Source organism: Pseudoalteromonas sp. DY56-GL79 (assembly GCF_041414765.1).
Lineage (GTDB): Bacteria > Pseudomonadota > Gammaproteobacteria > Enterobacterales > Alteromonadaceae > Pseudoalteromonas > Pseudoalteromonas piscicida.
The window spans coordinates 91654-114851 of sequence record NZ_JANHZS010000015.1; the positions used below are offsets into that span (position 1 = coordinate 91654).

At 43.6% G+C, this 23198-nt stretch carries 20 protein-coding genes and 1 tRNA gene; 15 read left to right on the forward strand and 6 right to left on the reverse strand.

Translation table 11 applies throughout. The features are described 5' to 3' along the window. Positions 1–51: 51 nt before the first annotated feature. Positions 52–2643, reverse strand: coding sequence for a DNA mismatch repair protein MutS (gene mutS, locus NO992_RS12435; protein ID WP_371377538.1), 2592 nt, complete (start codon positions 2641–2643; stop codon positions 52–54). A 24-nt stretch (positions 2644–2667) separates the two neighbouring features. Between mutS and NO992_RS12440 the strand changes: the two genes are divergently transcribed. From NO992_RS12440 to NO992_RS12455, 4 genes are all read left to right on the forward strand, one after another. Next, positions 2668–3159, forward strand: a complete 492-nt coding sequence (locus tag NO992_RS12440; protein ID WP_371377541.1) for a CinA family protein — start codon at positions 2668–2670, stop codon at positions 3157–3159. A 66-nt stretch (positions 3160–3225) separates the two neighbouring features. Then, positions 3226–4281: a recombinase RecA gene (gene recA, locus NO992_RS12445; RefSeq protein ID WP_017218478.1), complete on the forward strand. Its 1056-nt coding sequence runs from the start codon at positions 3226–3228 to the stop codon at positions 4279–4281. A 339-nt stretch (positions 4282–4620) separates the two neighbouring features. After that, a complete protein-coding gene (locus NO992_RS12450) occupies positions 4621–5937 on the forward strand; it encodes an adenylosuccinate synthase (protein ID WP_010378944.1) in 1317 nt (438 codons plus the stop codon). A 242-nt stretch (positions 5938–6179) separates the two neighbouring features. Next, on the forward strand, positions 6180–6818 hold the full coding sequence (locus tag NO992_RS12455) for a tetratricopeptide repeat protein (protein WP_010378945.1): 639 nt from the start codon (positions 6180–6182) through the stop codon (positions 6816–6818). A 349-nt stretch (positions 6819–7167) separates the two neighbouring features. On the opposite strand, the gene NO992_RS12460 is transcribed toward NO992_RS12455, so the two are convergent. Continuing rightward, positions 7168–9039, reverse strand: coding sequence for a sodium:proton antiporter (locus NO992_RS12460; protein WP_017218480.1), 1872 nt, complete (start codon positions 9037–9039; stop codon positions 7168–7170). 565 nt (positions 9040–9604) lie between these two features. Here NO992_RS12460 and proB point away from each other — a divergent pair. Then, entirely contained in the window at positions 9605–10711 is a 1107-nt protein-coding gene (gene proB / locus NO992_RS12465) for a glutamate 5-kinase (protein WP_026345645.1), read from the forward strand. Positions 10712–10714: 3 nt separating this feature from the next. Beyond that, positions 10715–11962: a glutamate-5-semialdehyde dehydrogenase gene (locus NO992_RS12470; RefSeq protein WP_371377547.1), complete on the forward strand. Its 1248-nt coding sequence runs from the start codon at positions 10715–10717 to the stop codon at positions 11960–11962. A 186-nt stretch (positions 11963–12148) separates the two neighbouring features. Here the strand turns inward: NO992_RS12470 and NO992_RS12475 are convergent. Then, a tRNA-Ala gene (locus NO992_RS12475) sits at positions 12149–12224 on the reverse strand. 129 nt (positions 12225–12353) lie between these two features. Here NO992_RS12475 and NO992_RS12480 point away from each other — a divergent pair. After that, positions 12354–12749, forward strand: coding sequence for a hypothetical protein (locus NO992_RS12480; protein WP_371377550.1), 396 nt, complete (start codon positions 12354–12356; stop codon positions 12747–12749). Beyond that, entirely contained in the window at positions 12746–13258 is a 513-nt protein-coding gene (locus tag NO992_RS12485; RefSeq protein ID WP_017218484.1) for a prolyl-tRNA synthetase associated domain-containing protein, read from the forward strand. Before NO992_RS12480 ends, NO992_RS12485 begins: the two co-directional genes overlap by 4 nt. On the opposite strand, the gene NO992_RS12490 is transcribed toward NO992_RS12485, so the two are convergent. Then, a complete protein-coding gene (locus tag NO992_RS12490; RefSeq protein WP_017218485.1) occupies positions 13217–14350 on the reverse strand; it encodes an MFS transporter in 1134 nt (377 codons plus the stop codon). The two genes, NO992_RS12485 and NO992_RS12490, sit on opposite strands and share 42 nt — an antisense overlap. A gap of 188 nt (positions 14351–14538) precedes the next feature. Between NO992_RS12490 and NO992_RS12495 the strand changes: the two genes are divergently transcribed. The 4 genes from NO992_RS12495 (at position 14539) to NO992_RS12510 (ending at position 17543) form a co-directional block, all read left to right on the forward strand. Then, entirely contained in the window at positions 14539–15075 is a 537-nt protein-coding gene (locus tag NO992_RS12495) for a DUF2058 domain-containing protein (RefSeq protein WP_010378951.1), read from the forward strand. A gap of 72 nt (positions 15076–15147) precedes the next feature. Beyond that, positions 15148–15471, forward strand: coding sequence for a c-type cytochrome (locus tag NO992_RS12500; protein WP_017218486.1), 324 nt, complete (start codon positions 15148–15150; stop codon positions 15469–15471). 120 nt (positions 15472–15591) lie between these two features. Then, positions 15592–16359, forward strand: coding sequence for a class II aldolase/adducin family protein (locus NO992_RS12505; RefSeq protein WP_010607214.1), 768 nt, complete (start codon positions 15592–15594; stop codon positions 16357–16359). 8 nt (positions 16360–16367) lie between these two features. Then, positions 16368–17543, forward strand: a complete 1176-nt coding sequence (locus tag NO992_RS12510) for a mandelate racemase/muconate lactonizing enzyme family protein (RefSeq protein WP_039493039.1) — start codon at positions 16368–16370, stop codon at positions 17541–17543. 83 nt (positions 17544–17626) lie between these two features. On the opposite strand, the gene NO992_RS12515 is transcribed toward NO992_RS12510, so the two are convergent. Both NO992_RS12515 and suhB read right to left on the reverse strand, forming a co-directional pair. After that, positions 17627–19174, reverse strand: a complete 1548-nt coding sequence (locus NO992_RS12515) for a hypothetical protein (RefSeq protein WP_371377557.1) — start codon at positions 19172–19174, stop codon at positions 17627–17629. 239 nt (positions 19175–19413) lie between these two features. After that, a complete protein-coding gene (gene suhB, locus NO992_RS12520) occupies positions 19414–20217 on the reverse strand; it encodes an inositol-1-monophosphatase (RefSeq protein WP_045988903.1) in 804 nt (267 codons plus the stop codon). Positions 20218–20432: 215 nt separating this feature from the next. On the opposite strand from suhB, the gene trmJ reads away from it, so the two are divergent. From trmJ to NO992_RS12535, 3 genes are all read left to right on the forward strand, one after another. Continuing rightward, entirely contained in the window at positions 20433–21161 is a 729-nt protein-coding gene (trmJ, locus tag NO992_RS12525) for a tRNA (cytosine(32)/uridine(32)-2'-O)-methyltransferase TrmJ (RefSeq protein WP_017218490.1), read from the forward strand. Positions 21162–21452: 291 nt separating this feature from the next. Then, complete coding sequence (iscR, locus tag NO992_RS12530) at positions 21453–21944, forward strand: Fe-S cluster assembly transcriptional regulator IscR (protein ID WP_010378960.1); 492 nt, start codon at positions 21453–21455, stop codon at positions 21942–21944. Positions 21945–21967: 23 nt separating this feature from the next. Next, a complete protein-coding gene (locus NO992_RS12535; RefSeq protein WP_010378962.1) occupies positions 21968–23182 on the forward strand; it encodes an IscS subfamily cysteine desulfurase in 1215 nt (404 codons plus the stop codon). Positions 23183–23198 lie beyond the last annotated feature (16 nt).

Below are 23198 nucleotides of genomic sequence, written 5' to 3' on the forward strand. Positions count from 1 at the left end.
ACATTAAAAAAGCGGCATTTAGCCGCTTTTTACTTTCTATAGCATAACTTTCTATAGCATAGACTTAAGTTGATATAGCAATGCATGAGCTTGCTTTGGTGTCGTATCATCGGGATCCATATCAGCAAGTAGCGCTTCAACTTCTGAAGGCTCATTGGCAAGCATTAAGCTCTGCTGTACAGGTGCAGCTACATGAGTAGGCTTATCGCCAACGACACTCTGATGCTGCTCTAACAAAGCGAGTTTCTGTTTCGCCAACTTAATCACCGCTTTTGGCACGCCGGCAAGACTTGCTACCTGTAAACCAAAACTCTTACTTGCAGCTCCTTCCATTACTGTGTGTTTGAAGGCAATGGTATCGTTATGTTCAACGGCATCCAAATGCACATTAACAAGGCCTGCTTGTTGCTCAGCCAATTCGGTTAACTCAAAATAATGAGTAGCAAACAGTGTTTTTGCTGCAATTTTGCTGGCGAGATAATCCGCTGTCGCATAAGCGAGTGATAAACCGTCATAGGTGCTAGTACCACGACCAATTTCGTCCATTAGCACCAATGATTGTGCGGTTGCATTGTTTAAAATGGTTGCAGTTTCGGTCATTTCAACCATAAAGGTTGAGCGCCCAGAGGCAAGGTCATCACTGGCGCCAATGCGAGTAAAAATACGATCGACAATTCCGATGGTGGCTGCGCTTGCCGGTACATAGCTGCCAATATGCGCCATCAACACAATTAACGCGGTTTGACGCATATAGGTCGATTTACCACCCATATTTGGCCCAGTGATAATGAGCATTTTACGTTCATCGTTGAGTTTTACCGGGTTGGCAATGAATGGTTCTTTACTTACTTGTTCTACGACTGGATGGCGACCATCCACTAAATCAATTTCAGTGCCCTCGGTAAGCGTGGGCTTGCAATAGTCTAGTGTCTGAGCACGTTCGGCTAAAGTGTTTAACACGTCCAAATCGGCAAGCGCTGCTGCCATGACTTGCAATTGTTCAATATAAGGAGCGATGAGTTCAAAGAGCTCTTCATATAGGCGCTTTTCAAGTGCTAGTGCTTTCGATTGGCTTCCAAGCACTTTGTCTTCATGCTCTTTTAGCTCAGGAATAATATAGCGTTCGTTATTTTTCAGTGTTTGTCTGCGAATGTATTCCGCAGGCACTAAGTGCGAATTGGCGCGGCTGATCTCAATATAAAATCCGTGAACGCGGTTATAGCCAATTTTTAATGTCGAGATCCCCGTGCGTTCGCGCTCTCTTTCTTCAAGTTTTTCTAAAACATCCGTGGCACCTGCGCTTAATGCGCGTAGCTCGTCAAGCTCTGCATTGTAGCCCTTTGCTATTACTCCACCATCACGAATGAGAACAGGGGGATTGTCGATAACTGCTCGTTCTAACAAATCTTGTAACTTAGGTAATGCCGGTGAGTGGCTAATGATAGACTGAAGTCTCGCATCCGTCGCATCTTGTAAAATATCATGCAATGGCGGTAACGCTTGTAATGCACTTCTTAAACGCGTTAGATCACGCGGACGAGCGGTAAACAACGCTAACCGTGCTACAACTCGTTCAATATCGCCAATGTGTTTTAGTGCATCGTAAACTTCCATGCATAGTTGTTGTTCGATAAGGCTCGCAATCGCATTGAGTCGAGCATTGAGCTCTTTGCGTTCGCGCACGGGCGTATGAATACGGCGTTTTAGTAAGCGCGAACCCATAGCCGTTGAAGACTTATCTAAAATCTGCGCTAAGGTGTTTTCAACACCGCCAGAGAGGTTCAGTGTTAGCTCTAAGTTTTTGCGCGTCGCGGCATCTAAGATCACCGCGTGCTCATTCTTTTCGAGCGTGATCGCACGAATATGAGGTAATGCCGTGCGCTGCGTGTCTTTCACGTATTGCATGACACAACCCGCAGCGATTAAACCCATATTGGCATTGTCGACACCAAAACCGACTAAATCGCGGGTTTCAAACTGCTGACAAAGTAAATGCTTTGCTGTGTCTAAATCGAACTCCCAATCCGGGCGGCGACGACTGCCTTTAATACTTTCTAGCACTAAAAGGTTCTGAAATGATTCTGGATATAACAATTCTGCGGGCTGCAAGCGCTGTAGCGTAGAGTTAAGTGCTTCGTCAGTCTGTAGCTCTACGATATTAAATCGGCCCGAGTTAATATCAAGATAGGCAACGCCATAACCTAAGTTTTTTGGATGTTGGTAGACCGCTGCAAGTAAATTATCTTGGCGTTCTTGTAATAGTGCTTCGTCGGTGACGGTACCTGGAGTAACAATGCGCACAACTTTACGTTCTACAGGACCTTTACTGGTCGCAGGGTCGCCAACTTGCTCACATATAGCAACAGATTCACCCAGTTGTACTAAGCGAGCTAGGTAGTTTTCAACTGCATGATAGGGAACACCCGCCATTGGGATCGGATTGCCACCGGCTTTGCCGCGATAGGTTTGAGAAATATCGAGAAGCTGCGCCGCTCTGATGGCATCGTCAAAGAAGAGTTCATAAAAGTCGCCCATGCGATAGAACAGCAAGATTTCTTGATGCTGAGCTTTAATTCGCAGGTATTGCTGCATCATTGGGGTTTGTTGGTTTATAGTGTGTTCTGAATATAGATCTGACGACATTGTTGATACCTAAAAGGTTTTCCTATGGAGCACTACAAAGAGATAGCCGAATATGCGGCACAATTGGGCGCTATTCTAACGAATAACGGCGTAACAATCACTACCGCAGAGTCATGTACAGGCGGTGGGGTGAGTTATGCGCTAACAGATACGCCGGGGAGCTCTGCATATATAGAACGTTGTTTTGTGACATACAGTAATCAAGCTAAGCATGAATTATTGGGAGTATCACAACAAACCCTAACACAATTTGGTGCAGTGAGTGAGCAAACGGTTTTGGAGATGGCCAAAGGCGCTCAGCGGGCAGCCCATGCTGAAGTTGCCATTGCTGTGTCTGGTATCGCAGGACCGACTGGGGGCAGTGCTGATAAGCCAGTAGGTACTGTATGGTTTGCTATTGCAAATAGTGACAAAGTTCAGGCATTTCACCAAGTATTTACTGGAAATAGGGCTAAAATAAGAGTTCAAGCTATTGAATTTGCATTAAAAAATACTATAGCGATGGTAAAATCATAAAATTCTACTTGATACTGTAATTTCATACAGTATACTAGGTGTCATTACGCTGAATTGGAGAAGCAAATGAACGATAACAAGCAAAAGGCATTAGACGCAGCACTATCACAAATTGAGCGTCAGTTTGGTAAAGGCTCAATCATGAAACTGGGTGAGAACAAGGCGCTAGATATTGAAGCCATCTCAACTGGTTCACTAGGCCTGGATATTGCACTTGGTATCGGCGGCTTACCAACTGGTCGTATTGTTGAAATCTATGGTCCAGAATCATCAGGTAAAACAACGCTAACATTACAAGCGATTGCAGAAGCGCAGAAGCTTGGTAAAACATGTGCGTTCGTTGATGCTGAACACGCACTCGATCCAATCTATGCTGAAAAGCTAGGCGTTAATGTTGATGAGCTATTAGTATCACAGCCCGACACCGGTGAACAAGCGCTTGAAATTTGTGACATGTTAGTTCGTTCTGGTGCGGTTGATTTGGTTGTTATTGACTCGGTAGCAGCACTTACCCCTAAAGCTGAAATCGAAGGCGATATGGGTGACTCACACGTTGGTTTGCAGGCTCGACTCATGTCACAAGCATTGCGTAAGCTTACTGCTAATATCAAACGCTCGAACACATTATGTATTTTCATCAACCAAATTCGTATGAAGATTGGTGTGATGTTTGGTAACCCTGAAACCACAACTGGTGGTAACGCACTTAAATTCTATGCATCTGTACGTCTTGATATTCGTCGTATCGGTTCAGTGAAAGAAGGTGATGAGGTTGTTGGTAACGAAACTCGTGTTAAGGTTGTGAAAAACAAAGTAGCACCACCATTTAAGCAAGCTGAGTTCATCATCATGTACGGTGAAGGTACGTCGAAACAAGGTGAGTTGATAGACTTAGGTGTGAAACACAAACTGGTTGATAAAGCGGGTGCTTGGTTTAGCTACAACGGCAATAAAATTGGCCAGGGTAAAGCAAACTCAATTAAGTTCTTGAAAGAAAATGTTGAGATTGCCAACGAAATTGAAGGCAAGTTGAGAGAAATGCTCCTAGCGCAAGCGGTTATTATGCCTGAAGAGGGAGAAGATAAGGGCCTTGCTGAAGTTGAAGACGATTTAGAGCTATAGGCTAGTCACTCAAGCTTAACTGCTCGCGAGCAAGCTTGAGCTATATTTTAAAAAGCCCAAAGGTTAACCTTTGGGCTTTTTACGTTTTATAAAAGTTTACTTTTGATAACAAAGAGATAGTTATCGATTAATCTGAACAATACAGCTATTTTGATATAAAAATAAAATACGTTGTTTGATTTTCAGCTATTAATCCACCTTTTCAACGAGTTATGTAACTTGCCTTGATGCTTTACATCATCAATCTTATTGAAAGCAGAAAAATTAGGCAAATTGGGGTGATTTCGACTATGGTTTTCTGGTAAAATCTGCGCCTAATTTTTTCTAAGTGAATTTGCAATGGGTAAAAACGTCGTTGTATTAGGCACCCAATGGGGTGACGAAGGTAAAGGTAAAGTAGTTGACCTACTTACAGATAAGGCTTCTTTAGTGGTTCGCTACCAAGGCGGACACAATGCTGGCCATACACTAGTAATTAACGGTGAGAAAACGGTACTACACTTGATCCCATCAGGTGTACTACGCGAAGACGTTAAATGTGTAATTGGTAATGGTGTAGTACTTGCACCAGATGCACTAATGAAAGAAATCCACATGCTTGAAGCGCGTGGCGTTCCTGTACGTGAGCGTCTATTGATCAGCGAAGCATGTCCTTTGATCTTGCCTTACCACGTTGCACTAGACCAAGCGCGTGAACTAGCGCGTGGTGAAAAAGCCATTGGTACAACTGGCCGTGGTATCGGTCCTGCGTACGAAGATAAGGTTGCACGTCGTGGTTTACGTGTTGGCGATCTTTTCAACCCAGAGCAATTTGCTGCGAAGCTTAAAGAAGTACTAGAGTTCCACAACTTCGCCTTGGTTAACTACTACAAAGTAGACCCAGTAGACTTCCAGAAGACATACGATGATGCAATGGAAGTAGCAAAAGTACTTAAGTCAATGATTGTTGACGTTACTGAACTACTTGATCAAGCGCGTAATGCTGGCGACCATATTCTATTTGAAGGTGCGCAAGGTACACTACTTGATATCGACCATGGTACTTATCCGTACGTAACCTCATCAAACACGACGGCTGGTGGTGTTGCGACAGGTGCAGGTTTTGGTCCGCTACACTTAGATTACGTTTTAGGTATTGTTAAAGCTTACACAACTCGTGTTGGTTCAGGTCCTTTCCCTACAGAGCTTTACGATGGTCAAGACAAGCAAGACCCAGTTGGCAGACACTTAGGCGAGAAAGGCAACGAGTTTGGCGCAACAACTGGTCGTTTACGTCGTACCGGTTGGTTTGATGCAGTGGCAATGCGCCGTGCAGTTCAAATCAACAGCATCAGTGGTTTCTGCTTAACTAAACTAGACGTACTTGATGGTTTAGAAAAAGTGAAAATCTGTACTGGTTACCAATTAGAAGACGGCACTGTGACTAATGTGACTCCTCTTGCTGCTGAAGGCTATGAGAAAGTGACTCCAGTATATGAAGAAATGCCTGGTTGGAGCGAAAATACCTTTGGTGCAACTTCTGTTGAGCAGCTTCCAGAAGCCGCTATCAACTATATCAAGCGCCTAGAAGAAATCACTGGCGTGCCAATTGATATCATCTCAACAGGCCCAGACCGCGTTGAGACAATGATTGTTCGCAACCCTTTTGCTGAATAATCCTGCTGTCGATTGATAAAGAAAAAAGCTGCTACGGCAGCTTTTTTTGTGTCTATTACCCTACAAGTTTTTGTCTTTCTGCCGATAAGTAAGTGAATTTTTGCTCAGATGATAAAATTAGACTTCGCTTTGGCGTAAATAATGCTTAATCAAATTTGAGTGTCGATGTTGCTGCAGAGCAAGTAATTTGCCTTTGCAGCCTGCTATAGTTAAACAATCAGCTTTACTTTGATGGGTCTTCGATGAATTACTTACTTCGTTATTTTGCAGCTTCAGCATTGAGTGTTTCCTTAAGTCTCAGTATACAGAGCAAAGTATCTGCCGAAGAGGCTATCGAAGCTGTGCCTTTGTATACGCAACAAGAGCTACTAGCGCTCATTGAAAAAAATCAACACCTTGCTCGGGTTAAAGCGGATGAGTGCCAGCTGGTTAAAGATATTGAAGCGCGTGCTGAAATTATGGCGCTGCCTTCGTATCAGTTTCTTTATGGTGACATGTTAGCTTATGCCGTGTGTGTAGACAGAGATGTTGAGCTCGGCCTTTATTATATGAAAAGGGCAGCAGAGCAGGGCCTTGCGGCGGCGCTTGAACAATTAGGTCGCTACTATGATGTTGGTCAGTTGGTGCAAGAAGATAAAGCGATGGCGGTAACCTATCTGAGAGAAGCCGCAGCACTTGGCAACTTAAACGCTCAGTTAAGACTCGTAGATGTATTTAATCAAGGTCATGGTAGTCCAAGAGATTATGAAGATGCCTATCGATGGTTGTTTCATTCCGCAGTTGCAGATAAAAAGCTACATAAGCGGATCCAGGTAGCACTAGGGCAATTGGCAAACAAAATGCCTGATAGCGTGGTCAAGCGCGCGAGATTGCCTATATAACCTGAACTCGGGATAACAACTTGTTCTCTAGCAGCTGCTATCCCTTACTACTGAGTTAAATTTGCTTGCAATAGGCCAGCTATTGACGCACAAATTTGCCTTGTATTAAGAAATAACTTCTGGCTAGAGTGATACTACGCTTTTGAGCTTAGTGATTTTAGTGGATCAACTTACTTCTTATCTCGAGTTCAGGTTATATAACCTGAAGCTCAGAGTAACTCCGTTGGATCAATAGGTATTACTTTCAGCAGGTTATGAGTGGAAAGTAAAAGCGGCGTAAGTTAAGCCGCTTTTACTTGTTTCTAAATAAAGCCCGTAAAGCTAGCTTATTTCTTATCCAAATCTCAGGTTAAGTAATTTGTTGGCTGCTAAGCTTTGCACCAATTTGGCCTTCTTTATTCGTATTTGGATCTTTAAGCACCGTTAATTTAGGCGGTTGCAACGCCAATACGCGGTCGCCTTCTTCTGGAAGCTTTTTCATGTCAGAGGTAAACGGGCGGATCAAGATGGGTTCCTCATCTTTGTTCTGCTCTGTGAGTACAAACAGTGGGATTGCTTCACTGTTAACCTCTTTATACTGCTCCCATTTAAACTCTTCTGAGATCCGAGTTACGCTCACTTTGCCGCCCTTAGCCATCATGCTACTTAGCTTGGCGTAATTACCTTCGTCGCCAAATAAGATTTGGCGAGAAAGGAAAGTGGCGCTATCTTTGTTCGCCTTAGCGTGGTTAGTGGATGATTTGAGCGAATAAACACATTGATCGCCAAGTAAATGAGAAAAGTACTGTACGCCTAATGCGTTGTGGTGACGGTTAGGTGAAAGCGCTAGCACTGACTTTAAGCTGGTCAACGGGAGGTAACGCTCGGCATGTTCCGACTGTGGGTTACCATAGTAACAAGGCAGTCCGTCCATTCTTGCCATTTTGCAGTTTTCCCATGCGGGATCGGAGAGATAAACATCAATATTTTGGTCTTTTAAGCCCTTAGCCACCGCTCTAGCTACATGGTTTGCACCAATGATAAGTAAGGTATTGGGCTTTGGTTGACGCACTCCTAAAAGACGTGCGAAAGGCGTTGCCGTTAGGCTTTGTAGTACCACGGTGACAATGATGACGGTGAAAATAAGCGGCACCATTTTATCCGCATCTGCTATCTGTGATTTGGTCATACTCAACGCAAAAACTGAGCCTACAGCTGCAGCAACAATGCCTCGAGGAGCTATCCAGCTTAACAGAATACGAGACTTTATCGGTAAGTCAGTATTGAACGTCGATAAGAATATCGACAGTGGTCGAGCAATAAATAATACTACAGCTAGAAAGATAAAGACGTCGGTGTCTAACAGCATTAAATCTTCTAACTTGAGTCGTGCCGCGAGTAATATAAATAAGCTCGAAATCAGGATCATTGAGAGATCTTCTTTAAACTCTAATACTGAGTCTATTTCCAAGTCATCTTGGTTAGCGAGCCAAATACCAAAGATGGTCACGGCAAGTAGGCCTGACTCATGACTCAGATGATTCGATAGCGTAAAGCTAAACAACACGAGCGCTAAAATGGCGAATTTGTGAAGCTCGAAAGGAAGCCACTCTTTTCTTATTAGGTAAGTGGTGAGGTAACCTGATGCGACGCCAATACTTATCCCCACACCAAGTGTTGATACAAGCGCCCACAGGGTGTGACTGAAGATACCTTCGCCACCAACTAAAGAGACGGCTTCAAATACGAGTACCGCAAAGAGCGCACCAATAGGGTCTATGACTATACCTTCCCAACGTAAAATACGGTCTATGTCTTTGTCTGGGCGCATCGCGTTCAGCATCGGGGCAATAACCGTTGGACCGGTCACGACAAGTACTGCGCCCAATACGGCGGCAACTTGCCAGTTAAGCTCCAGCACGAAAATTGCGGTTGTTGCTATCACCGCAAAGGTTGCTAACATCCCGATAGAACAAAGGTTCCGTACGACCTTACCAATTCCTTTGAGTTCTTTAAAGTGCAGGGTTAGTGAACCTTCAAAGAGGATAACGGCAACGGAAAGTGAGACGACGGGAAAGAGTAAATCCCCGAGTAAGGCATCTGGATCCAGCGTGCCACTAAATGGCCCCAAAGCAAGACCAATAAGAAGTAAAAACAAAATTGCAGGAACCTTAAAGGCCCAAGCAAGCCATTGTGCTATTACAGAACATACTGCAATACCTGCAATGTAGATTGCTGACATAGATTCTCCCCGGTTGGATTATCCCAACATTTTTATCAGTATAGCTAGCATCCAGTTATAACACAGCGCGAATGAGGGTAAAGTGAATAAATTACTGAAAATAAGGTATTATAAAATTGATTTATGGTGGTCATAAATAATTAACATGGGATAGGGTTGCAATCTTACCCGAGCTTACGTTAAGGTAATAGTCGTTCAAGGCGTGGAGTAAATCGCGCCGTCATTCACAATCTACTCATTACGCAATTATTCATTGCGGTACAGCCTTTCCGGCCGCACCAAACCATGGTGGCCCTGTTGGAAACGGCTCGACGTCAAGGGTTAAGTACTTGATGTCACAATCAATCTTCTATTAGTGAAATGTCAGCCAGTTAACGATTGTTGCTGTGTCTGGGTTTAGCATGTGTGGCGACATGATGGGACTAAGGTCTTCGCCGTCGCACGTCTGTTTGTTTTATCTATTTGCCGACTTTTAGGTCGATGCATTGCGCTTTCTGTTGTCTTCTAATAGGAGATATTTGGAGTACCAACTCGTGAGTGGGTGGTTAATTTAATGCAGGAATTTATGTCGATGAAACAGTCAAAACGTATAGTAATCAAGATCGGGAGTGCGTTGATCGCGCCAGAGCAAGATGGGTGTCGATCCCGCTATTTACTCAGCATCGCGCAATTCATCGTGCGCTGTCGAGCCAGAGGTATCGAAGTAATCCTCGTCTCTTCAGGTTCAGTCGCAGCAGGGTCACACTTATTTCCAAACTCAGAGCAGCCTAGCATTGCGGTGAAAAAAGCGATGGCGGCAGCTGGCCAAACCGAGATGATGGCTACGTGGGACCGTTTCTTCGACTTCCCGTCGGCGCAGATATTACTGACTCACGGCGACCTGCGTGACAGGGAGCGATATACCAGTATTCGTGAAACAATATTCACTTTACTCGATCATGGAATACTGCCTATTATCAATGAAAATGACACCGTGACCACAGACGATTTGAAGGTGGGTGATAACGATAATTTATCAGCCATGGTAGCGGGGGCTGCAGATGCCGATGGGTTAATTATTTGCTCCGACGTCAGTGGTTTATATAACAAAAACCCTAATTTACATGCTGACGCAGTGCTGATTTCAGAGGTGACAGAGATCACTGAAGAAATCTACGATATGGCAGGTTGTCCAACGAGCAAGGTTGGCACCGGTGGTATGAAGACCAAAATTGAAGCTGCTGAAAAGGCGACGTCTCACGGAATAGATACCTATATTGTTAACGGCTTCGAAGAAACAACCTTTGAATTATTGTTGGCGGGAAAAAATCCTGGCACGGTATTTACAGCCTATGATAAACCGATGCAAGAAGCGGTGCATTGGATGACTCACACGGCATCGGAGCAAGGTGAGCTGGTCGTAGATAGCGATTATGGCTCAGGCGAAAATCAAGTGGTGGGTCAGTTAAGTGGTGATGAAATCACTGAAGTAAAAGGTGAGTTTTCTGTTGGAGATACCGTACTCGTGAGGAGTAAAGATGGTAAGCGCTTAGCCAAAGCGACCACCAATTACAGTAGCTGCCTGCTGAACTTTTTAACTGAACATGAAGAGAATCCGATCAGCGAAAGAATTCAAGATAGTATCGGCCCCGTTATTTCAGAACAAGATATTGCATTATTGGAGAAGTCATAAGACATGAGTTTAATCACAGATATTTCATCACAGGCTGCAAAAGCAGCGAAACAGTTAGCACTATTATCTACAGAGCAAAAAAATGCAGTGTTAGCAGATATGGCAAAAGGGATCCGTGAAAACAGCGATGCCATTATTAAAGCCAATGAAGCTGATTTAGCTGCTGCTCGTGATAACCAGCTTAGCGACGCCATGATCGATAGATTAACGCTTAACCAAGCGCGGATTGAAAGCATGGCTGAAGGTATCGAAACCATCATTCGACTGGACGATCCAGTGGGTGCACGTAGAGACATGGGTGTAAGACCAAATGGCATTAAAATCAGCAAAATGCGAGTGCCACTTGGTGTTGTCTGCATGATTTATGAGGCGCGCCCCAATGTCACCGCTGACGCAGGTGCGCTGTGTTTTAAATCAGGTAATGGTGTTATTTTACGTGGTGGTAAAGAGGCGTTAGCGAGTTCTTTAGAGATCGCAAAAGCGATGCATAAGGCGCTTGAAAAACATAACCTACCTGCCGCGTTGGTTTCTGTTATTCCGGATCCAGACCGCGCGTTGTTAATGGAGCTGATGCAGCAAAAAGAGTATATCGACCTTATCATCCCACGTGGCGGTGAGGGTCTAATCAATTTCGTTACTGAGAATAGTACGGTGCCAGTGATCCAGCATTTTAAAGGCGTGTGTCACTTGTATATAGATAAAACAGCCAATCTCGATAAAGCAATGGCGCTTCTGTTAAACGGTAAAACGCAGCGTACTGGTGTATGTAATGCGCTTGAAGGGTTAATCGTTCATCAAGATATCGCTCCGACTTTTTTACCGAAAGTTGCTGCAGCACTAGCAGAAAGAGGTGTGAAAATTAATGCGTGTAAGCAAACCGTAGCTTATTTTGATAATGCAGTTGAGTTAAGCGATGACGAATTTGGCGAAGAATACTTGAGCCTTGAAATAGCGGTTTGTCAGGTTGCTGATTTTAATGCAGCGCTTGCACATATTGATCGCTTTGGCAGTCACCATACTGAAGTTATCTGTACGGAAGACAAAGCAGCTGCTGATTTGTTCCAACGCGGTGTAGATGCTTCCGTGGTGATGGTTAACGCCTCTTCACGTTTTAGTGATGGTTCAGCGTTAGGTTTAGGTGCCGAGATTGGTATTGCTACCACCAAATTGCACGCTTACGGACCTATGGGCTTGGAGTCGCTAACAACCGAAAAGTTTTTAGTGAATGGTGAAGGCCAAATCAGAGAATAATGAACTGATGCTGCTTGAGTAGGTGGAAGAATTATACTCAGTGGTATACACAGAATGACATAAGTAACTGCAAAGCTCGGGTCGAGAGACTTGGGCTTTTTTCTTTTCGATTTAGGGTGTTAATTTTGTAAGAAGTAAGAAGTAAGAAGTAAGAAGTAAGAAGTAAGAAGTAAGAAGAGCGGAAAGTGGTGGAGCTAAGCAGGATCGAACTGCTGACCTCCTGCGTGCAAGGCAGGCGCTCTCCCAGCTGAGCTATAGCCCCACATTCCGTCAGTAGACGAAGCGAAATTTAATCATTTTTTATATTGCCGTCAACCCCAGACAAAAAATTTCGCTATTTTTTTATAGTCTTTGTTACACTGAACTGAAAATAAAACGAATTAAGCGAATTATGGTTCTGCGTCATATCTTTTCTATTCTCATTATTGGGCTTCTAGCGAGTTGTGCATCACAGCCTGATGAGCCTGAACTTATTATCGAAAAACAATCTCTTCATAAGCGTCTTTCGCCAACTGGTGATAAAGAATTTGCTTTCATTGTAACGGTACAAGCAACACCTCGAATGGAGCTGGATGCAAGTAAGCCAATATCAAGAAGAGAGCTAAAACGTTTTGCCGAGTTTGAGCGTATTGAAGATTCCCCCTCTCTAAAACTCAAGCTAGAAGAGCAAGCCGTCGCCTTATTAAAACCAGCTTTGATTGAGGCGAACTACTGTAATGCAGGTCATAAAATTACCGATGTATACTGGCGACAGCGTAGCGTTCAGCTACGAGGTAAGTGTTTGTGATCAGAAACAATCCGAGTGCACTTGCAGAGCGGCTCGCTCAGTTAGATATCAATTATCTCAATTATGAGCATCCACCGTTACATACTTGTCTAGATGCTGACAACTTGAAGTTAGAGAGAAAAGGGACGCGACTGAAAAACCTCTTTCTTCGAGATAATTATGGAAAGCGACACTTTCTTTTTATTATTCCTGCAGATAAGCAAGTTGATCTAAAAGCGCTGTCTAAATCTCAAGGGGTGTCGCGTTTAGGTTTTGCATCGACGGACAGACTAGCAAAGTATTTAGGAGTGGAACAAGGCTGTGTGTCAGCACTCTCACTGCATAACGACAGTGAGCAACGAGTCGAATTATGGCTTGATAGTGAACTGCAATCTGCGCACTTATGGCAGTGTCATCCCCTAGTGAATACTAAAACTTGGGTGTTAACGCTCGAAGATTTAAAGCGCTTTTGGCAAGTCACTGGACACTCACCTCACTGGGTTGACTGTGTTTCTCAAGCTCAGAACTAAGCCGACCGTACAAACGATAAAAAGTGACGCACAAAACCAAGCGATACCAGCTTGCTCATAAATCAAACCCGGAAGATAAGATCCCAGCACGCCTCCGGAATAATAAAACGAAACATAAGCGCCATTGGTGACGGTTGCTGGAGCCTGACTAATACTGTTGGCTAATGGTGCAGCGGTTGAATGGATCACAAACATACAGGCGCAGAATAGCGTAAATAAGACCACAAAAAAGAATACAGACGTCACAGGTAATAGCGCAATGGTTGTAGCATAGATGAAGAACATCGCAGCTAAAAATCGCCAGGTAGAATGAAATTTACTTTGTAGCCAAGGTGTAACGATAGATCCTAAAGCACCAACCAAATAGCCTGTATAGACCCAGCCCACTTTACTGGGATCGGTTAAATTAAAGTCGTACTTGAGTATAAAAGGTAAAAAGTTGAGTAGCCCCGCGAAGCAAAAAAACATACAAAATACAGAGCTATATAATCTCACTAGGCGCGATTGCTTGAGTGGTGCCAGGTAGTCCCTGATCCTTGTCGCGTGAATTATTGGTGGTTTGTTCTCGCTGGCTCGAATGCTAAATGACAGCACAATCAATAACAATGCGTTTAGGTAATAGAAACTTTGCCACTCAAACCAGACTGCAAAGTTGGCCGCAAGTGTACGGCCAAAATAACCTCCGGCTATGGTACTTCCGATGTACAAGCTCATGTTTCTTTTCAACTGCGAGCCGCTAAACTGTTGGCCGATATAACCGGTCATCGCAGTGAGTGCAGCAGGTAATAATAGTCCTTGAATTAACCGGGTAAACAAGAGCCCTGAAAATGAAGTCATTGAAGCAAATGCTACACTGCTGAGTGCCAATAGCAGCATGGTCCATTTTAAAATGCGCAGCGGATTAGACTTTGCCAGCAATAATCCGTAGCAGATTGGCGCGATAGCCAGAGGTAGCATAGTTGCTGACATCAGCATACCTGCATCTGACGCTGACACACTAAATTGCTCCGCAAACTCAGCCAGCAGCGGCTGCGGTGCGTAAAGCACAAAAAAAATGGTAACAGAGCAAAGCAATAGGTGTATGACGGGCATTAAGCGATAAGGCTTTTTATTTCGATGAGTTAGCTTAAATTAAAGCAAACTAGATGACAATTTTTTGCGCTAAATCACGGTGTGCAACAATAATTTTGGTAGTTTTACATTAGATTGAACGATTCCTCTCTGGTCAATCGAAATTGCTGAGTTAAAATAGTGAAAAGTCTATTTTACGGAGTTGCATGATGGGTTCACTGCAAGATCAGTTGCTAAAAGCAGGTCTAACAACTGAGCACAAAGCGAAAGTTGCAAAAACACAAAAGCGTAAACAGCAGAAGAAAAAGAAAAAAGGCGCAACGAGCGACCAAACAGACCTCCAAAAACATATTGAGCAAACAAAGCTTGAGCAGCAAAAGCGTGCCGAAGAGCTAAATAAAGCGAAGCAAGAAACGCTAAAAGATAAAGAGCAAATTGCTCGCGTGAAGCAGATCTTAGAACATCATAACCAAGATGAGATCCGCGGCAATGTGACCTTTAACTTCACATACCAAAATAAGGTGAAGGAGTTAGAAGTTAATTCCGAAACACAAAAAGCGCTATCAAAGGGGCGTTTAGCGATTTGTGTGTTAGAAGAGCAGTTCTACGTACTACAAGATGAACCTGCTAGAAAGATTGCAGAGGTAGACGAGAAGTATATCGTTTTCCATGTTGAGGACAATCAGCAAGGTGATGAGGATGACCCTTACGCTGACTTTGAGGTCCCAGATGATTTGATGTGGTAGTGATTAGGCTTTAGGTCAAACTTTAGTCTACACTGACTTACAACGTTAACCGTCAATAAAAAGAGTAATGATATGAGCAAGATGAAAAAACTACTAGTAGGGACTACGGTGGCAATTTGCGCACTAGGTTCAGCAAGTTCAATGGCTGCAGATGGTAAAGCATTGTATACAGCGAAGATGTGTCAAACCTGTCATGGTGCAGAAGGTAAAGCACCAATCATGCCTCTGTACCCAAAGCTAAATGGTCAAAATAAAGAGTACTTGGCCGCGCAGATGAAAGATATCAAATCAGGTAAACGTAATAACGGTATGTCAGCAGCGATGAAAGCGATGGTCGCTAATGTCACTGACGCTGAAATCGATGCGATTGCAGAGTATCTATCTAAAGTTGAATAACATCAAAGTTAGATATCAAAGATATAAAAAACCACCGTTCGCGGTGGTTTTTAGTTGAAGATATAATTAAGCTAATTTAGACTTCTATACATCCAAATGTGGAGTCAATAAGGGATCCCCATGTTCGAATTACCTCAGTTAAATTTAAAAGACAAAGTAAGCGCAGAAGAATGGCAGCTGCGTGTTGACCTTGCCGCTTGCTATCGACTGGTTGAGCACTTTCGTTGGGGAGATCTAATTTATACGCATATGTCGGCGCGTTTGCCGGGGACGGATCATTATTTAGTAAACGCCTTTGGCCTGACCTTTGATGAAGTCACCGCTTCTAATTTAGTGAAAGTCGATCTTGAAGGAAATATTCTTGATGATACGCCATTTAAGATTAATCCGGCGGGTTTTACCATTCACAGTGCAATCCACGAAGTGCGAGAAGATGCGCATTGCGTTATCCACCTTCATACTAAAGAGACGATCGCAGTCGCGAGTGTAGAATGTGGTTTATTGCCTTTGAGTCAGCATAGCATGTTCTCTTTACCATCACTGTCATATCATGGCTATGAAGGCTTAGCAGTGAATATGGATGAGAAAAAGCGCTTGCAAGATGACTTAGGTACAACTAATCACATGCTGCTGGTGAACCATGGTGGTTTAACTGTTGGACCAACGGTAGGCGATGCCTTTATGCGTTTTTATGATTTACAGCGTGCATGCGAAATCCAAGTTGCAATTCAAGCAACGGGACAACAAGCGGTACCTGTACCACAACCCATTATTGATAACATTTATAACCAAGCGAATGTCGTGCATAGCGGTAGCACCGGTGGTCAATTAGCATGGCCTGCAATGCTTCGTAAAGCTTACCGCCTAGACCCAAGCTTTGCTCAATAGGAGTCAACATGAAAGTTAATCGCGTCGAAGTTTTCGATATTCATTGTCCAGATAGACCTGCTTGGACCCCCGTTTTTGTTCGTATTCACACCGATGAAGGTATTTCAGGGGTTGGTGAAGCAGGGCTTGCATACGACCTTGGTCACAGCGCTGCGGCCAGTATGATTAAAGAAATGGCTGAAGCTTTTTTAATTGGTCATGACCCTTTTCAAACTGAGCTGCTTTGGTCTCGTATGCTGAGAGAAAGCTTTTGGGGTTTAGGTGGTGGACCTGTGGTATATGCGGCGATGTCAGCAATAGATACCGCGCTTTGGGATATTAAAGGTAAAGCCTTAAACCTACCTGTTTATCAGTTGCTTGGTGGTAAAGTGAACCCTGAGCTTCGCACCTATGCCTCGCAATTACAGTTTGATTGGGATAGCGAGTTTAAAGCACTAGTTCAACCACACGAGTATGCTGAAGCGGCTCACAAAGCCATTGCTGAAGGATACGATGCGGTTAAAGTTGACCCAATTCAGTACGATAAAGATGGCAACACCTACTACGATAGAACTAAGCTTATCTCGCGTGCGGAAATGAAATTATACCGTGCAAGAATGAAAGCAATACGTGAAGCGGTAGGTGATGAAGTCGACATTATTTTTGAATGCCACAGCTTACCGGGCGCGACATCTGCCATTCAAATTGCAGATATCGCTGAAGAATTTGATTGTATGTATTATGAAGAGCCAGTGAATTATCTTAACCACTCTTTACATGCGAAGGTAGCAAACAAGACCTCTGTACCAATCGCAGGTGGTGAGCGTTTGTATAATCGCTGGGGTGTTCGCCCTTATTTTGAAGATCAAAGTATTGATGTACTGCAGCCAGATATTGGCCTATGTGGTGGCTTTACGGAAACCAAGAAAGTATGTGATTACGCCGATATCTTTGATATCCGTATTCAGGCGCACGTCTGTGGTGGCCCGGTTGCAACCGCAGCTTCATTACACTTGGAAACCGCGATCCCAAACTTCCTGATCCATGAGCACCATACTTACGCAATCAAAAAGTGGAACAGAGAGCTATGCTTGCAAGATCCACAGCCTAAGAATGGTATCTTTAGAGTGTCAGAAGAGCCTGGGCTTGGTATTGAGCTAAACGATGAAATCGTGATGCGCTCAGCCCGTGTAGAAATTAAGTAGGTCTGAATGCTCTTAAACCAATGAAGCCGCTATCTTGGATATAGCGGCTTCATTGTATTTCTTGCTCTAGCTAATCGGATGCTTTAATCACGCAAGGCATTTACCAAGTTATCTAATTCCAAATTAACATAGTTCAGTTTGCTGACAGGCAATAAGTTGTCAAGTACGCTAGCATTTCCTTCCAACATTTCTCCGTCAAAGCTCACTGTTTTAGAAATAGGGAGCTGATAAGTCAGTAATAAAGTTCCATTATCACCAGTAGGGTGCTCACCTTCACCAGTGATAATATTAATTATCTTCCCTGTTTTAGCGATAAATAAGTAACCAGTTAATCTGGCATAGGCGCCGTCGGTAGCCGGCAATTGTCCAAAGGTTTTCGCATTTGCATACTGGCGTGTTCGCCAAATGAAATCATCACAGGAGCTAACGCATCCAGCATTGACTACGAGTTTTAGGGACTCGTACTTAATTGGCGTAGAAGACGAGTCAATCATGCGAATGTCGCACTGGGCAGAGCCGCGGCAAAAATCAGGCCGAGGAGGCAGAAAGTCATCACGACTGGTGATGTCAGCGACAATATTTTGATACCAACGTTCGGCTCTTTTACTTTGGTAAAAAGCACTATCCCGTATCTCTTTATTCGCCAAAAGCGGTGTATTTCGGTACTGGACCAAATTGTCTCTGAATCCATTTCGGGTCAAAGCGGCGATCCAAGGCGTATTTTCTGAACCACCTTTATTATTCTGGATATCTACGATTAGGGGCTTAGCCGGCGAGCTATGTGTAATTTGCTTTATTTCGTTAATATCGAAGCACATACCTGGTTCTTTAGCTTCGTCACAATAGATATCATTGCTGTGAGAACCCCATTTACCAAAGTAGAATATTTTAAGCACAAAGGCACCGTTGCTTTCATATAGGCATGACTGACTGCCATCGTAGAGCAAATTTAAGCCAAGCGGTAAATACATTTCTGAACATTCAGAAGAAGCTTGTTGCTTGTTTTTTTGTTGCCCCTGTTTTACAAAAACATCTGAACTGTTATCTGTGTAACTAACGACGAGTTTATCGAGGCCACCAGCGAAGAAGTAGCCCGATTTCATGTAGCTGGAGAACAGCCGCAGGCAACCTGATTTATGTACGTCATTACAATAAAAGTTGAAAAACTCTTCAAATAAATCTTCTATACTACGCCCGTTTATAAATCTGATTGACTTTTGGTTTTTTGTAGAGAAAAAGCTAATTTGAGGCCATGTATAGCCTATTTCGAGCTTAGGCCATTTAGGGAAGTTCGTGACTTTCTTGCGTGCCTTTTCATCAACTATCAAATAGGAGTGACGATTTAAAATTCCATAGTGTAGGTTGTCTAGGGCACGGTATAAGGTATCCCAATTATTTGAGTTTATGATACGTTTACTTGCTGTGGCTTTGTAGGTTTTCCAGTCTATACGTCTGGTTTTATTGCGCAGTGTTATTGTTATGGCATCGATGCTTTCTATTCCAGAAAATAGCTGTGTGGTAATCTCTGTTCGTTGTTTTTTATCAGGAAAGGGTAGCGCATTATTAATTGTTGGTTGCGAAAGTGCGATTGGGGCGAATACCGTAAATACAAAAATAATGAGTTTTACCATCACTTTTCCTTGCTTAAATGGAGAAGCTCTAGCATATGGTGCTTATGTACTGCTGGCAACAGCATTTAGCGATTTGGATATAAGAAGAAAGAGTCGTTTTTGTGGTAGTGACAGGCTGGCTTGTCGTGAGTTGTACGAAAGAGGGTGGAAACAAAAAGAGCCACCATAATAAAATAGTAGCTCTTTATCTATTTACTAGCCTAAGGTAATACTTGGCTCTTTCATCTAAGCCAGAGTTATTATTTTAACAATGACTCAGTTAATACAGGGCGAATTTCTTTTACAATCGCTTGGCAAAGCTTAGGTGCGCCACAGATGATGTTGCCGCTACGGTTAAAGTTAGCACCGCCAGCAAAATCAGTGACCATACCGCCTGCTTCTTTTACTAGCAGCTCACCGGCTGCTGTATCCCAAGGCTTAAGGCCAATTTCAAAGAAACCATCCATACGACCTGCTGCAACATATGCCATGTCTAAAGCTGCAGAGCCCGCACGGCGGATATCAGCTGTATGAATGAATAATGCTTTGAATGCTTCTAGGTAGGCATCCATGTGGTGCTTTTGCTTGAAAGGGAAACCCGTGGCAAGCACAGTGCCTTGTAATTCAATAGACTTAGATACACGAATACGTTTGTTGTTTAGCTGTGCGCCTTGGCCACGAGAAGCGGTAAATAACTCGTCGCGGATTGGATCGTATACAACAGCTTGCTCTACGCGGCCTTTAACTCTTAACGCGATAGAAACAGCATAGTGAGGAATACCTTTAACGAAGTTAGTTGTACCGTCTAGAGGATCTATAACCCAAAGGTAGTCTGCATCTTTGCCTTCGTGATGACCAAATTCTTCACCAACAATAGAGTGATCAGGGTAAGATTTTAAAATTGTGTCACGAACGATTGATTCCGCATCTTTATCGATGTTAGTTACTAAATCATTAGTGCCTTTTTGAGTGGCTTCAACGCGCGATAAATCTTCACTTGCACGTAGGATAATCTTACCTGCGTTACGCGCAGCGCGTACCGCAATGTTCAACATTGGATGCATAGCATTACCTTTAGGTTGTAAAAGAACAGGATCATTTTGAGCCGGCATATTCTAGCGGTTTTTTCTCTAAAGTAAATAACCAATTGTGAATTTTTCTGGTTGTTTTTTGTACTCCGTTGCTGCGTAAAGATTTTTAATTTCTGGTTGTGGAGCTTGGAAAAACGCAAATTAGATATGCTACACTGCGCCATTATTTTTGTTTGAGACTCGTGTAAATGGCTTTAGAAGATATTCGAATTGTATTAGTGAACACCTCACACTCTGGCAATATTGGCTCTGTTGCGAGAGCGATGAAGACGATGGGGTTATCTAAGCTTTATTTAGTTGACCCTGCATGTGAAGTGGACAGCCATGCAAGTGCATTGGCGGCTGGCGCAACCGACGTGTTGGGTGCAGCGACTAAAGTCGATACACTTCAAGAGGCGATTGCTGATTGCGCTTTAACTATTGGCACGAGTGCGCGCTCACGCACTTTGTCGTGGCCAATGGTAGACCCGCGTGAGTGTGCACAAAAATTGGTTGCTGAGTCGGTGAATGGTCCTGTCGCCCTTGTATTCGGTCGTGAGAATAGCGGCCTAACAAATGAAGAGTTGCAATTGTGCAACTATCATGTGTGTATTCCAGCTAATCCTGAGTATAGCTCGCTTAATCTTGCCATGGCAGTGCAAACTTTGGCCTACGAAACGCGTATGACATATCTAGACACGCAAGAAAAGCAGCCAGAAGAAGTAGATGAAACGATTTACCCATCATCAAAGCAGATGGAGTTATTCTACGAGCATCTTGAAAATACCTTGAATGACACCGGCTTTATCATCAAGCAGCATCCAGGCATGGTAATGACTAAGCTAAAGCGTTTGTTCAACCGTGCTAGACCGGAAGATCAAGAACTTAATATTCTACGTGGGATCCTAAGTTCGATAGATAAATCTACGAGCAAGTAAACCAAACACGATGACAGTATTGGCCAAGTCAGCGCGCCAATACTGTTACATTTCTATTGTCTAAATATCAACCATTCCCTTTGTGAAATATTGCATAAATCTTCATCACAAATACTTGACTAAAATACTCAGGTAATTACAATATCCATAATACCTGATTAAATTACTCGGGTATTTCGGGTAGGCATACGAGGGTTGCAGATTTAAAGCCGTTATTATGCTTGGTTAATACTTGACTATCTTAGTCAAGTAATTAAAATTTGCGGCTTGGTAAATTAGCGGGGGTTATGCATGAAACTGACATCAAAAGGCAGATACGCTGTGACAGCAATGTTAGATGTTGCGTTACACGCAAGTATTGGCCCTGTTCCACTAGCCGATATCTCTGAACGACAAGAGATTTCGCTATCTTACCTTGAACAATTATTTGCCCGTCTACGTAAACATGGCTTAGTTAGCTCTGTACGTGGTCCAGGCGGCGGCTACTTATTAGGCCGTGATGCACACACAATTTCCGTTGGTGATGTGATTAATGCTGTTGACGAGTCTGTTGACGCAACACGTTGTCACGGCGAAGGCGGCGGTTGCCAAAGCGGTATGCGCTGTCTGACTCATTCACTGTGGTCTGATTTAAGTGTGCGAATTGAAGAGTTTTTGAACAGTATTTCCCTAGCCGAGTTAGTCGCCGATGCGGATGTTCAATCCGTAGCAACGCGGCAAGATAAGCACGTTAAACGTGTTATCGAGCAATTAGACAATATTCAAGTGAGCTGTCAACTCTAGGTTGACGTCAAGCGGAGAGATAAATGAAATTACCGATATATCTAGATTATGCAGCAACCGCTCCGGTTGATCAGCGTGTTGCAGACGAGATGATGCAGTGCCTGACAATGGATGGTAACTTTGGTAATCCAGCTTCTCGTTCACACCGTTTCGGTTGGCAAGCAGAAGAACTGGTTGATCAGGCGCGTAATGATATCGCTGATTTAATCAACGCTGATCCGCGTGAAATCGTTTTCACATCTGGTGCAACTGAATCAAACAACCTTGCAATCAAAGGTGCTGCACAGTTCTACAAAAAGAAAGGCAAGCACATCATCACCGTTCGTACTGAACATAAAGCAGTACTAGACACCTGCCGTGAGCTTGAGCGTCAAGGCTTTGAAGTGACGTATATGGATGTTGAAGACAACGGCTTACTTGACTTGAAAAAGCTTGAAGCAACGATGCGCGAAGACACTGTTTTAGTGAGCGTAATGCACGTTAATAACGAGCTAGGTGTTATTCAAGATATCGCGACTATCGGTGAGATGTGTCGTGAGCGCAAGATCATGTTCCATGTTGATGCGGCGCAAAGTGCTGGCAAGGTACTAATCGACCTACAAACATTGAAAGTAGACTTTATGTCATTTTCGGGCCACAAAGTTTATGGTCCGAAGGGTATCGGTGCGTTGTACGTACGCCGTAAGCCACGTGCGCGTTTAGAAGCACAAATGCACGGTGGTGGTCATGAGCGCGGTATGCGTTCAGGTACGCTTGCTACTCATCAAATCGTGGGTATGGGCACAGCATTTAGAATTGCTAAGCAAGACTTTGAAAAAGACCATGCACACATCAGTGCGCTTCGTCAGCGTCTATTGGACGGCCTAATGGATATGGACGAAGTTTATTTTAATGGTGCTATCGACCAATCAGTACCTGGCATTGTAAACATTAGCTTCAACTTTGTTGAAGGTGAAAGTCTACTAATGGCAGTTAAAGACATTGCGGTTTCTTCAGGTTCTGCATGTACATCGGCGAGCTTAGAGCCATCTTATGTACTGCGTGCTCTAGGTCGTAATGACGAATTAGCACATAGCTCTATCCGTTTCAGTATTGGTCGTTTTACGACAGAAGAAGAGATCGATTACACCGTCAATCTTCTTAAGAATTCTATTGGTCGCTTACGTGAGATGTCACCGCTTTGGGAAATGCACCAAGATGGCATCGACTTAGATAGCGTTGAATGGGCACACCATTAAGCAAGTTTTAGCCGCT